The organism is Mycolicibacter terrae, assembly GCF_010727125.1.
GTDB classification, from domain to species: Bacteria; Actinomycetota; Actinomycetes; order Mycobacteriales; family Mycobacteriaceae; genus Mycobacterium; species Mycobacterium terrae.
This window is the reverse complement of record NZ_AP022564.1, coordinates 807,708-820,061: the sequence shown is the minus strand read 5'-3', so window position 1 is coordinate 820,061 and position 12,354 is coordinate 807,708. Positions and strand designations below refer to the sequence as shown.

9 protein-coding genes are annotated in these 12,354 nt (G+C 68.8%); 4 read left to right on the top strand and 5 right to left on the bottom strand.

What is annotated here, in order from left to right; translation table 11 throughout:
• Positions 1-121 precede the first annotated feature (121 nt).
• Positions 122-1,159 (bottom strand): outer membrane porin GjpA, encoded by a 1,038-nt coding sequence (gene gjpA / locus G6N23_RS04015; RefSeq protein ID WP_234808641.1) that lies wholly within the window; start codon positions 1,157-1,159, stop codon positions 122-124.
• 359 nt (positions 1,160-1,518) lie between these two features.
• On the opposite strand from gjpA (G6N23_RS04015), the gene G6N23_RS04010 reads away from it, so the two are divergent.
• Together G6N23_RS04010 and G6N23_RS04005 are read left to right on the top strand one after the other, a co-directional pair.
• On the top strand, positions 1,519-3,357 hold the full coding sequence (locus tag G6N23_RS04010) for a fatty acyl-AMP ligase (RefSeq protein ID WP_085261326.1): 1,839 nt from the start codon (positions 1,519-1,521) through the stop codon (positions 3,355-3,357).
• A gap of 39 nt (positions 3,358-3,396) precedes the next feature.
• Positions 3,397-4,236, top strand: a complete 840-nt coding sequence (locus G6N23_RS04005) for a dienelactone hydrolase family protein (protein WP_085261327.1) — start codon at positions 3,397-3,399, stop codon at positions 4,234-4,236.
• A 91-nt stretch (positions 4,237-4,327) separates the two neighbouring features.
• Here the strand turns inward: G6N23_RS04005 and G6N23_RS22555 are convergent, their stop codons facing one another.
• Positions 4,328-7,120 carry a PGRS repeat-containing protein gene (locus tag G6N23_RS22555; RefSeq protein WP_095174004.1) on the bottom strand — a complete coding sequence of 931 codons (2,793 nt, stop codon included), beginning with the start codon at positions 7,118-7,120 and terminating at the stop codon, positions 4,328-4,330.
• Between the two features lie 78 nt (positions 7,121-7,198).
• The gene (gene gjpA, locus G6N23_RS03995; protein WP_085261329.1) at positions 7,199-8,401 is read right to left on the bottom strand and encodes an outer membrane porin GjpA; all 1,203 of its coding nucleotides are present in this window, start codon (positions 8,399-8,401) and stop codon (positions 7,199-7,201) included.
• Positions 8,402-8,683: 282 nt separating this feature from the next.
• Here gjpA (G6N23_RS03995) and G6N23_RS03990 point away from each other — a divergent pair, with 282 nt between their 5' ends.
• Positions 8,684-9,727: an LLM class F420-dependent oxidoreductase gene (locus tag G6N23_RS03990; RefSeq protein WP_085261330.1), complete on the top strand. Its 1,044-nt coding sequence runs from the start codon at positions 8,684-8,686 to the stop codon at positions 9,725-9,727.
• Positions 9,728-9,793: 66 nt separating this feature from the next.
• Positions 9,794-11,623 (top strand): fatty acyl-AMP ligase, encoded by a 1,830-nt coding sequence (locus G6N23_RS03985; protein ID WP_085261331.1) that lies wholly within the window; start codon positions 9,794-9,796, stop codon positions 11,621-11,623.
• Positions 11,624-11,629: 6 nt separating this feature from the next.
• Here G6N23_RS03985 and G6N23_RS03980 read toward each other — a convergent pair whose 3' ends face one another.
• Both G6N23_RS03980 and G6N23_RS03975 read right to left on the bottom strand, forming a co-directional pair.
• Positions 11,630-12,061 (bottom strand): TA system VapC family ribonuclease toxin, encoded by a 432-nt coding sequence (locus G6N23_RS03980; protein WP_085261332.1) that lies wholly within the window; start codon positions 12,059-12,061, stop codon positions 11,630-11,632.
• A gap of 6 nt (positions 12,062-12,067) precedes the next feature.
• Positions 12,068-12,304, bottom strand: coding sequence for a CopG family transcriptional regulator (locus tag G6N23_RS03975; protein WP_165758706.1), 237 nt, complete (start codon positions 12,302-12,304; stop codon positions 12,068-12,070).
• Positions 12,305-12,354: the final 50 nt, after the last annotated feature.

The window sequence follows — 12,354 nt, the reverse complement described above, 5'->3', positions numbered from 1 at the left end:
GCAACGGCAGGCGGCCTTAAGCAATCGCGCAGGTCAAGCGGGGGTCCGTGCGTCAACGGGGTTCAAAACCGTCGAGGCGGCCGTGCCGATGCACGACCGCCTCGCCCAGTTGACGCTGTGGCTACAGTCCACCGCCGAACAGGTCGGCCAGCAGACCAGCCAATCCGTCGGTGGCCAACCCAGGATCCGGGACGACGTCGTCGGGCGGGTCGAAGACCAGGTTGCCGCTGAGGAACTCCGCGATCGCCTGTTCCAATCCGGCCATCGCACCGCCCAACCCGACCCCGTGGGCGAGAACGGGCAGCTCGAGGGGTAGTGGATCGGTGATGCTCAGGCCGAGGCCCAGCGAGTTGAAGATCGAGCCGCCACCGGGGACGGCATCACCGAAGAAAGTGAGATCGCCTGGGTCGGCGCCGACGAGCCCCGGCGTCAACAACCCGCCGAAGGCGAAGCTCAGCGAGGTGATCGCGGTACCCTCCGGCAGCGGCAGCAGGTCAGCATCGGCGATGGCCGGGATCAGGGCGTCGAGGTTGAGCGTGGCGCCGTTGAGCAAGCCGTTGAACATGTTCGCCGGGATGTTGACCAGCTCCTGCAGCGCCGCCGTGGTGTCCGGAGTGTCCCCGCCGAGGTTGGCGCTGATGGCTTCGACGCTGTTGAGCAACGCCACCCATGGCGCAATGGACGGCCCCAGGGCGCCGATCAGCACACCCGCCAACGGTGACGACAAGAAGTTGATGATGTCCGGAACCGGTGCCGGGATCTCCGGGAAGAGCCCAGGGGCGACGGCGCCGCCCTGATTGGTCAAAATCCCATACAGCAGAGCGTGCGTGGCGTCCACCGTTGCATCCCCATCAGGACCGGCGCCGTTCAGCGTCCACTCGGTGAGCGGATTGATGAACGTCTTCTGGTCCCCGTCCAGGAATGTCAGGGCAGCACCCAGTTCCTGAAGGTTCAGATCGCTCAGATCGGCGTTGCTCAACGCCTCGCTCAGTGCTGTGTTGGCGTCCTGCATCGCGGTCTGCAGGCTCGCGAAATTCGCTTCCGCCGTGTTGATGGCGTCAGTCCACGCCCCGGTGAAATCTATATCGGCGGTCAGGGCAACGTCGTGGACCACCGAAGCCTCGAGCAGCGGGGTGGCCACCGGGGTAACCGTGATCACGCCGGCACCTACCAAGGCGACGCCGGCTGTGACAAAAGGACGCAGTGCAGGATTCATCAGAGCAACTCCTCAAATCTGGTCCGCGGCAGCGGCACGATTAGGCGTAGCAGTCATATTACCTGATAAGAATCTGTGTAACAAGACATTTTTTCCGGCGTTCACCCCATCTTCCGGCGGAAGATCGAACACTAAAGTAGACTTTCAACGTTTTTTGGTTCATGGCGATGGTGCAGATTTCTTGGGCTTTTACCAGCACACGCGGCTGACCCGGCTGCGTTTCGGTGCACCCAGCGGTTATGTTAGGAATTCCGCGACGTTCCGCGGTGAGGCGACCAGGAAACGACGGTCTGAAAGACGACATGCCAGAGGACACCGAGGACACAGCCGCCGCGCGCACCCTGGTGGATCTGCTGCGCCAACAGGCCGACCGCCACCGGGAGAAGGCCGCGTTCGTCTTCGCCCCCGACGGCGCCGACGAACAGGGCCGGCTGACCTACGCCGAACTCGACCGCAGAGCAAGGGCGATCGCCGCCGGCCTGCAACAGCAGGGCGCCGCGGGCCGCCGGGTGCTCACCGTTTGCCGGCCAGGTCTGGACAGCGTCGCCGCCTACTTCGGCTGCCTGTACGCCGGGGCGATTGCCGTGCCGGTGCAGGATCGGCTCGCCCGGTTGACGCTGATCGCCCCCGACGCACGGGCCGGCTTCGCCCTGGCCGACGCCGAGAGCCAGGAGAAGCTCCGGACGCGGGTCGACGGATTCATGAAGCGGCCGCTGCGCTGGCTGGCCCCGGAACAGCCCGGTGCGGACCCGGACTCCTGGACGCCACCGGACATCGACGCCGACACCACCGCCACCCTGCAATACACCTCGGGTTCGACCAGGGCGCCCAAGGGAGTAGTCCTGACACACGCCAACCTGCTGGCCAACCTGGCTGCGATCCGCGAGGCGTGGGGCGGCGACGAGCGGGCGGTCACCGTGTATTGGCTACCGCAGCACCACGACATGGGTCTGATCGGCGGAATTCTGGAAATGGTCTACGTGGGCTGCACGACCGTACTGATGTCACCGGCGTCGTTCATCATGCGTCCGATGCGGTGGCTGGAGGCCATGTCCCGGTACCGCGCCACCGGGACCACCGCACCCAACTTCGCCTACCAGCTCTGCGTGGAACGCAGCACTGCCGAGGAGCGTGCGGCGCTGGATCTGTCGCAGTGGTCGACGGCGATGAATGGCGCCGAACCGGTGCAGGCCACCACTCTGCGCGACTTCGCGGAGGCCTTCGCGCCGGCGGGTTTCCGGCCAGAGGCGTTTCTGCCGGTATACGGCTTGGCAGAGGCCACTCTGCTGGTCTCGGGCGGATCGGACGCCAACGCGCCGGTGGTCCGCCATATCGACCGCACCGCACTGGGCGAAGACCGGGTCGTCGAGATCACCGACGCTGCCGACGACGATCCCGGCGTCGTGGAACTGATCGGTTGTGGCCGTCCTCGAGGCGGTCAACAGATTGTGATCGTCGATCCGGAGACCCGTCGGCGCCGCGACTCAGACCGGGTCGGCGAGATCTGGATCTCCGGGCCGTGCGTCGCACACGGTTACCGGGGAAAACCGGAGGACACCGAGCAGACGTTCGGCGCCTACCTGGCCGATACCGGAGAAGGCCCGTACCTGCGCACCGGTGATCTCGGGTTCCTGCGAGCCGGGGAAATCTTCATCACCGGACGTTGCAAAGACCTGATCATCATCCGCGGCAACAACTACTACCCCAACGACATCGAGAAGACGGTGCAGGGCAGCCACCCGGCGCTGTTGTCCGGCCGCGGTGCGGCGTTCTCGATCGCACCGAAGCCCGGTGACGGCGAAGAACTCGTGGTGGTGCAGGAGGTGAGCCCGCCGGCCGACGCCACCGGATTCACCACCGTGTTGGAGGCGATCAAGGCGGTGATCATCCGCCACCACGGCATCGGAGTTCACGCCGTGGTCCTGGTCGAACCGGGCTCGATACCGACCACCTCGAGCGGGAAAATCCAGCGACAGGCCGCCCGGCAGCGGTTCCTCGACGGCGGATTCATCGCGCTGGCGGAATGGCATGCGGCGCAGGGCGCCGGCAGCGGGGCCGGTGAACCGGTGGCGGCGGTGCGGACCGCCGCGGCGGCGCAGCGGGCAGTGGCGCTGCAGTATTGGAAGTCGCGTCAGGACTGACCGCTCAACCTCGGCTCCCCGGTGCGTTAACGTCATCGGGTGGCCAGCATCAAGCGTCTTTACACCGCACTGACCCGACCCGGCCCGCACCGCGTGCTGCGGGGCGATCTGGCCTATGCGGGGCTGGCCGGTCTGGTCTACACCCCGGCGTCGGGTTACCGGCTTCCCGCGGTGGCGTTCGGCCACGACTGGCTGACCGGCGCCGACCGCTACGCGGGTCTGCTGGAGCACCTGGCGTCGTGGGGCATGGTGGCGGTGGCCCCTGACACCGGGCGCGGGCTGGCGCCGTCGGTGCTGGAATCGGCCGCCGACTTAGGCCGTGCCCTGGAGATCGCTACGGAGATCCGGTTGGGTCCGGGCCGGATCAGCGTCGACCGCCGCCGGCTCGCGGTGGCCGGCCACGGCTTCGGCGGTTCGGCCGCGGTGTTCGCCGCCGCCGGGTCGCCGGTGACACCGAAAGCGGTGGCGTCGATTTTCCCGACGGTCACCACCCCGCCGGCCGAGCAGCCGGCGGCGACGCTGGAGGTGCCCGGTGTGGTGTTCAGCAGCCCCGGGGACGCGAAGGCACTGCGCTCCAACGCCATTGAGTTGGCCCACGCCTGGCCTGCGGCAACACTTCGGGTGGTTGCCAAGGCATCCGCGGCCGGTCTGCCGCAGGGCCGCCGGCTGACCGGGTTCTTCGGTCTGCCGACCTCGGATCGGCGCACCCAGCGGCGGGTGCGCGCCCTGGTGACCGGATATCTGCTGGCACAGCTGGCCGGCGACAAGACCTACGCCGAGTTCACCGACCCGCAGGTGCGGTTGCCGCATACGGAGGCGCTCGAGGCGCTGCCGGAGCCGGCGAGCCCGGAAGAGAAGATCGCCGCGCTGCTCAAGTAGGCGCGCAACGGCCGGCCGCCGGGTCCGCCACAACGACCACGGTCGCCGGGCCCGGGTGGACCCGGCGACCGCGGTCGCTCTCAACTGTCGGCTAGGCGCCGGGCGTACCGTCCGCGCCGGCGGTGCCGGCGGTGCCGGGCGCCCCGTCGGTGCCGGGCGTCCCGGTGCCGGTTGCGGCGCCGCCGGGGCCAGCCGCACCGGCCGCGCCACCGCTGCCACCGTCACCGGCCGTACCACCGGTGCCGTTGCCGGCCCCGCCGGCGCCGTGCGCACCACCGTTACCGCCGGTACCTCCGTTGCCACCGTTACCACCGTCGCCGCCGTCGAAACCGTTGCCGGTGTCGGGGTCGGTGCCACCGGGTCCACCGGCGCCACCGCCGCCGCCGTTGCCACCGCCACCGCCGGCACCACCGTTACCGCCGGTGCCGTTGGTGGAGGTGCCGCCCACTCCGCCATTGCCACCGGTGCCGCCGGTGTTGCCGTTGCCGCCGTTGCCGCCAGGGCCGTTGGGGCTGCCTGGGAGTAGCGGGATGCCGCTGGTCCCGTCGGCGCCATTGTCGGCAGTACCGCCGGTGCCACCAGCGCCACCATCACCGCCGTTGCCGTCCACGGCACTGCCACCGGCACCGCCGTTGCCGGCGTTACCCGCGGTGACACCGCCACCGCCCGCGCCGCCCTGTCCGCCGGTGCCGCCGTCGACAGCGCCCGTCGCGTTACCACCGGCACCGCCGTTGCCGCCGGTGCCACCGGCGAGCCCATTGTAGGAATGCCCGCCGGTACCGCCGGCACCACCGGTACCGGCATGGCTGGTGTCCCCGAAGGGCGACGGAATCGTGCCCTGGGCCCCGGGTGCGCCGGCCGGAGTGTCGACACCGCCGCTGTCGCCGCCCGCGCCGCCGTCGCCGCCGTTGCCGCCGGCGCTCTTGGTTGCCAGACCCGAGAAGCCGTCGCCGCCCTGACCGCCCTGACCACCTTGGCCGCCGGATGCGGTCCCGCTGCCGCCGGCGCCGCCGTTGCTGCCGTTCCCGGCCAGCCCGCCGCTGCTGGTGCCGCCGGCGCCACCGTCACCGCCGTTGCCGCCGAGGCTGACGACGTTCGCGCCGGTCAAACCGTCGGCGCCGTCCGCGGCGATACCCCCGTTGCCGGCATTACCGGCCGAGCCGCTGCTGCCACCAGTACCACCGGAACCGCCGTTGCCGCCGATGCTCCAGACGGTGGTGCCGTCGTCATAGCCCAGGCCCTTGCCGGCCGCACCGCCGTTACCGCCGGCACCGCCGTTTCCGGTCTGGCTGTAGCCGCTGTTGCCGCCGCCGCCGCCGCTGCCGCCGCGCAGCGTGCCGTCGCCACCGGCCCCGCCGTTGCCGCCGGCACCACTGGTGCCGCTGTTGCTTGCGCCGCCCCAACCGCCGTATCCGCCGGCGCCGCCGGTGGTGGCGACCGTGGGATCGTCGGTGCCCCCGTTGCCGCCGAGGCCACCGGCGCCGCCGGCGCCACCGGTGCCGCTGTCGCTGGTGCCACCCCAACCACCGGAGCCGCCCGAGCCGCCGAAGCCCACGGTGCCCAAGCCGCCCTTGCCGCCGTCGCCGCCGTTACCGCCGGTGTTGGCACCGAGTGAATTACCACCTTGGCCGCCGCTGCCGCCCTGCCCGCCAGTGTTGTAAGGGAGGGTGGGGTCGGTCGTGTTGAGGCCGTTGCCGTCGCCACCGTTACCGCCGGTGCCGCCGTTGCCGCCGTGCTCACCGCTACCGGCGGTGCCGCCGCCACCGCCGTTACCGCCCTGGCCGAGGTAGGCGCCGGTGACCGAGTCGATGGCTGCGCCGCCGCCGTTACCGCCGTTGCCGCCGTCCGCGCCGTCGCCGGCGGCACCGGCGCTGCCGTAGAACGCGCCGGCGTAGTAGTTGGACCCGCGGGCGCCACCCGCGCCGCCGTTACCGCCCTGGCCACCCGTACCGCCGTTCGCGCCGTCGGTAGCACCGGTCATACCGTCACCACCGTTGCCCGCCGCGCCACCGGCACCGCCCTTGCCGCCGTCGCCGAACATGTAGCCGCTGCGACCGCCGGCGCCGCCATTGCCACCGGCACCGCCGGCGCCACCGACACCGTTGGCAGCAGCACCTGCGGCGCCGTCCAATCCCGCACCGCCGACACCACCGGCGCCGCCGTTGCCGAAGAACCAGGCTGCTGCCGCGCCGCCGTCACCGCCGTCGCCGCCGTCGCCGCCCGCAGCGGTCGCGGCACCACCGGCACCGCCGTTGCCGCCGTTGCCCATGAACCAGCCGCCGGCACCACCGTCACCGCCGTCCGCACCGACGCCACCGGCGCCGCCGTCACCGCCGTTGCCCAGCCAGCCGAGCGCGGCACCGCCGTCACCGCCTGCCACACCGTCCTGATCGCTGGACCAGCCGGCGCCGCCGTCGCCGAACCACAGCCCGCCGTCACCACCGTCGGGTGAGTCCTCCGTACCGGCGACACCGTTGCCGATCAGGTACAGGCCGGACCAGTCATTGATCATTCCGTCGATCGACATGCCGAACGGACTGGTGATCCAGAGTTGGGTCATAGTGTGCAGCGGCTCGTAGAACCACTGATCCATGATCCCGGTCCACGAGAACGGGTCACCGGCCGCGCTGCCCGCGCCGCCGAACAGCGCGTCGAGGTCCCACGTGGCGGCGGTATCACCGACGTCGGTCGAGGTCCACGAGCTCAACAGATCGCCGAAGAGATCGCCGAGGTCGAAATCGGCATCGGCGTGCGCGGCGGGTGCCGCGGCTAACGGGGCCAATCCGAAGGCCAGGAAAGCCCCGGCCGTGCTGGTGGCGCCCACCACCCGCTTGCGGTGGCGCGCTCCGGTGTTACCAGGCTGGCTGCTGTCACGACGACTCATTTGCGAACACCTCTCCTATGAAGCGGTTCTGATAAGCAGTGTTGAAGTTGGTTGCGGGAAGTTCGGTTCAGCGTCGGATCAGACGTCGATGCCGAGGAGTGCGTTGACGATGTCGCCCAGGTCCATGCCCGCCAATGCGCTGGCCGCACCGTCGCCCGGATCCGGTGTTGCGCCACCGTCGTCGAAGAGACCGTCCGGGATGGTCGGGAAGTCGATGCCCGGCCAGGGCGGGCCGACGTTGACCGGGCCCTTGCCGTCCCAGCCGGAGCCCAGTAGCGCGCCGACGGTCTGGCTCCAGGCCTCCATGGCCGCGATCGGACCCACGGCGTGGCTTTCGATCGAAATCGGCACTCCCGGCAGCAGGCTGGCCGTGAGCGTGATACCGAGGCTGTTGAAGATCGAGCCGCCGACCGCGGGAACGTCGATGGTGTCACCGCCGGGGAGATCCACCTGGTAGGGCCCGATGGCCACGGTGCCGGGAGTCAGCAGGCCGCCCAGCGCGAAGTCCAGGTGGGTGATCTCGGTGCCCTCCGGCAGCAGACCGGTCTGCGCGATCAGCGGGAGCAGGAAGTCCAGGTTGAGCGTGGCGCCGTTGAGGTAGCCGTCCATCCAGCTGGCCATGATCTGGTTGAGTCCGTCACCGTCCTGGATGCTGTTCATCATCGCGACCCAGGGGGCGATCGACGGACCCAACTGCCCGATGATGATGGCGCTCAGCGGTGAGGCCAGGAAGTTCACGATCGGAGTGGCGATCTCAGCCTGGTCAGGCGGTAGGAACGTCGGCAGCAGCCCGAACAGCAGATCATGGCCGAAGACGCCGTTACCGATGTCGGTCCCGTTGAGGGTGTGGACTCCGACCTGGCCGATAGTGCCTTCCAAACCACTCAAACCGAAACTGCCGGAGGCGTTCTGCAGCGTGTAGCCCGTCAGCACCGCGTCGAGGTTGTGCTGCATCTGCTGCATCACGTCCGGGATCTTCGACGGGTCGTCCAGGATCGTCTGCCAAAACTCCGACTGGTTCGCCAGCATCTGCTGGAGGCCCACCCAGGGCGCAATGAAGAAGTTCTGCGTGAGAACGGTGGCGTTCTCTGACGCCTCGTTGAACACCGCCGTCCAGGGCGCCAGCAATTCGGGCAAGGTGTCGCCTGCGGTGAGTGCGACATCCCGGACGCTGGGGACACTCGTTAGCGGGGTCGCCACCGGAGTGGCGGCGATCAGGCCGCTGCCGACGATCGCAATGCCCGCGGTGACGTAGGGGCGAAGGGTTTGCTGCACAACCATCTCCTTTTGTGAGGTGCCGCCCTCGGCAAGCGCCTCTCGGGGGCTGCGACGCTGCCGTGTTGATCCTGAATTCACACTGATGCACTGATGTGAGACAGAACACTAGCCGTGAGGAACCTAAGATTCAAGCATCTAAGCCAAATCTCTTTACGGTATTTTTGGAGGTCAAACGCTTTCGGTGCGCGGAAGCATCCTTACGGTTTATATGGAAGAACTAAGGATTAGCGGAAAGACGTGTACCTTCCGGTGCCCATCGGCTCGTTCGGCTGGTACTTGTTGTGAATGCGAATCGGTGTACAGCTGTCCTATTCAGGCGGCTTCAAAGAGGCGGCCGAACAGGTCGTCGAGCTGGAGCGGGCCGGCATCGATGTGGTCGCGGTCGCCGAGGCCTACTCGTTCGACGCCGTCAGCCAGCTGGGCTATCTGGCGGCGAAAACATCGCGCGTGGAACTCGTCTCCGGCGTCCTGCCGATCTATACGCGGACCCCGGCACTGCTGGCGATGACGGCCGCCGGCCTGGACTTCGTCTCCGACGGCAGGTTCCGGCTGGGTATCGGCACCTCCGGGCCGCAGGTGGTGGAGGGCTTCCACGGCGTACCGTTCGACGCCCCGCTGGGGCGCACCCGCGAGGTGGTGGAGATCTGCCGGGCGGTGTGGCGCCGCGAGCGGGTGAGCTACGCCGGCAAGCACTATCAGCTGCCGCTTCCGGCCGAGCGCGGCACGGGCCTGGGCAAGCCGTTGCAGTTGATCAATCACCCGGTGCGCGAACGGATTCCGATCTCCATCGCTTCACTGGGACCGAAGAACGTCGAACTGACCGCCGAGATCGCCGACGGCTGGCAGCCGGTGTTCTACTACCCGGAACGCGCAGCCGAGGTGTGGGGTGACGCATTGCGGGCGGGCGCGGCCAAACGGGATCCGGCGCTGGGCGCGTTGGACGTGATGGTGGGCGCATCGCTGGCCATCGGTGACGATGTCGACGACCGCCTGGCCTGGGCGAAACCGCAACTGGCTCTCTACATCGGTGGGATGGGCGCCAAGGGCCGCAACTTCTACCACAATCTGGCTACCCGATACGGCTTCGGCGAGGTGGCAGACCGCATCCAGGAGCTGTACCTGTCCGGGCGCAAGACCGAGGCGATCAACGCCGTACCCGACGAGTTGGTGCGGCACACGTCGTTGATCGGGCCGCGCGGATTCGTCGCCGAGCGGATCGCCGCGCTCGCCGAGGCGGGCGTCACGACGCTGCTCGCCGGTCCGCTGGCGACGGAGCCGGGCGAGGCGCTGCGCTACACCGAGGAACTGCGCGCTCTGGCGCCGGCCTGACCCCCGCAGCGGGGCCGGATGTGGGCCGGATGTGGTCCAGGACACTCCCCGGGCCAAGATAGGGCCATGGACTTCACGCCGACGGTGACGACACCCACCGTAGAAACCCTGGTTGAGCTGCTGCAACGCCAAGCCGAACGGTTTGGAGACAAGCTGGCGTTCAGCTTTTCCTACAACGGCGACGACGAGGACCGCAGTGAGCTGACCTTCCGCGAGTTGGACCTCCGCGCCCGCGCCATCGCGGCGAACCTGCAGCGCCACGACGTCGCCGGCGAGCGGGTGCTGGTGCTGGTGCGTCCGGGCCTGGACTTCATCGCCGGGTTCTTCGGCTGCCTTTACGCCGGCGCCGTCGCGGTACCCGTCCACCAGAAGCTGGCTCCGCGCCTGGCGGTGGTCGTCCCCGACGCGCAGGCCCGGTTCGCGCTCACCGCCGTCGAGACCCAGCAGGCCACCCGGAGCGCGGTCGCCGGAATTCCCGGCGAACCCGAGCAGTGGTTCTTCACCAATGCCGAACCGGCGGACGCCGAGGCCTGGGTGGCCCCCGAGATCAACACCGACTCCCCGGCCGCCATCCAGTACACCTCGGGCTCAACCCGCTCCCCCAAGGGTGTGCTGCTCAGCCACGGCAACGTGCTGCACAACGTCGACGCCATCCGTCAGGCCTGGAACGGTGACGAGCACGCCAGGGGCGTCTTCTGGCTGCCGCCACACCACGATATGGGTCTGATCGGCGGGATCCTGTCCATGGTCTACATCGGGGCCAGTACGGCGCTGATGTCGCCGACCGCGTTCATCAAACGCCCGATGCGCTGGCTGGAACTGGTGTCGCGGCACCGCGGCGTCATCACCGCCGCCCCGAACTTCGCCTACGACCGGTGCGTGGACACCAGTACCCCTGAAGAACGTGCCGCACTGGACCTTTCCTGTATGACCGTCGCCATGAACGGCGCCGAGCCGGTGCGCGCCACCTCGCTGGCGGCGTTCGCCGACGCCTTCGCCCCGGCGGGTTTCCAGGTTTCGTCGTGCTATCCGGTATACGGGCTGGCCGAAGTCACCTTGCTGGCATCAGGCGGGTGCCCCACCGGGATGCCGGGAGTGCGCTACGTCGATCGTGCGGCGCTGGCCGAGGACCGCATCGTCGACATCGCGGCCGACGATCCGGCTGCCGCGACGTTCGTGGGTTGCGGTCAACCGCGCCAGTCCGACGTCGCCATCGTCGATCCGGTGACCCGCCAGCCCTGCGGGCCTGACGAGGTCGGTGAGATCTGGGTGGCAGGACCCAACGTAGCCCTGGGCTACTGGAACAGGCCCGAGGAGACTGCGCAGACATTCGCGGCGCGGCTGGCGGAGCCGGGCGACCCCGACCGCGGACCGTTCTTGCGCACCGGTGATTACGGGTTCCTGTGCGCCGGTGAGCTTTTCATCACCGGTCGCTGCAAGGACCTGGTCGTCGTCGATGGACACCGCTACTACCCCAACGACATCGAGTTCACCGTGCAGGAGTGCGATCCGGTGCTGGTCTCCGGTCGGGGCGCGGTGTTCGCCACCGATGCGCCGCCGGGCGGCATCGAGCAGCTGGTCATCGTCCACGAAGTGGACAGTGCACAGGCCGGCGAGACCGACCTGAACGGCGTCATCGACAGAATCCGGACCGCCGTCGCCACGCACCACGGAATCGCAGCCGACGCCGTGGTTCTGGTGCACCACCTGTCGATGCCCACAACGTCGAGCGGCAAGATCCAGCGCGGCCAGACCCGGCAGCAGTTCACCGATGGCGCTCTGGCGGCCATCGCCGAATGGCGGGGAGACCCGGCCGACGAGCTGTCGCTGGAGCAGCTGGAGGCAGCAGCGAAGATCGTTTCGGCGTTGCAGACCTGGGGCAGCCGTCAGGGGTGAGTGGGCTCAGCCCGGGTTCAGCGGGTTGATCCAGCGCAGGCCGGGGAATCGCTGAAAATCGGAGTCGGCGGAGGCGAGTTCCACGCCGTGTTCGATCGCGAGAGCAGCCAGTTGCGCATCCGGCACAAGATTTCCGGTGACTTCAACCTGTGCGCAGATGCCGGCGTAGACCCGGGCGGTGGCTTCGGTCGCGGGTGGGATCCACACCACGGGTACCGCCAGCCAGTCAGCGATGTGGCTCCACGCGTCGGATGCCGTCAGTGGATTCTCGGCAACCCGGGGGTGACTGACGATCCGCAGGAACGCGCCGATTGTCTGCCAGGGCAGGCCGACGCGGTTGGCGCCGCTCAATGTTTCCTGCAGCCATGCTGCGGCCGCCGTATGGTGCCTACTGTCAGCATCCACCGCGTACAGCAGCAGATTCGCGTCTAGCATCATCGACGATCACCGGTCGTCGTCGAGCAGGTCGAGTACGTCGGCCACGTTGGAGACATCGACCTTCAATCCGATGCGCGCCGTCCGATGCCGGTATCGAGCCCCGGGCGTGGCGGTCTGGGCGGCCATGCCACGGCGCGCGAGCAAGTTCAGCGCCTCGCTGACGCCCAGGCCTTCCCGGCGAAGCCGCTCGACCTCGGCGGCGACGTCACTGTCGATCACCACGGTGGTACGCACATCCGTCATCATACGTCTTGCGCATCAAGATGCGATTTTTCACGCATGTCCATGCTTCC

Bases quoted from the DNA above. Each gene is read 5' to 3' on its own strand.
- G6N23_RS03990 (WP_085261330.1), top strand. From the start codon at position 8,684: ATGCGAATCGGTGTACAGCTGTCCTATTCAGGCGGCTTCAAAGAGGCG.
- gjpA (WP_085261329.1), bottom strand. From the start codon at position 8,401: ATGGTTGTGCAGCAAACCCTTCGCCCCTACGTCACCGCGGGCATTGCG.
- G6N23_RS04010 (WP_085261326.1), top strand. From the start codon at position 1,519: ATGCCAGAGGACACCGAGGACACAGCCGCCGCGCGCACCCTGGTGGAT.
- G6N23_RS22555 (WP_095174004.1), bottom strand. From the start codon at position 7,120: ATGAGTCGTCGTGACAGCAGCCAGCCTGGTAACACCGGAGCGCGCCAC.
- G6N23_RS03975 (WP_165758706.1), bottom strand. From the start codon at position 12,304: ATGACGGATGTGCGTACCACCGTGGTGATCGACAGTGACGTCGCCGCC.
- G6N23_RS03980 (WP_085261332.1), bottom strand. From the start codon at position 12,061: ATGATGCTAGACGCGAATCTGCTGCTGTACGCGGTGGATGCTGACAGT.
- G6N23_RS03985 (WP_085261331.1), top strand. From the start codon at position 9,794: ATGGACTTCACGCCGACGGTGACGACACCCACCGTAGAAACCCTGGTT.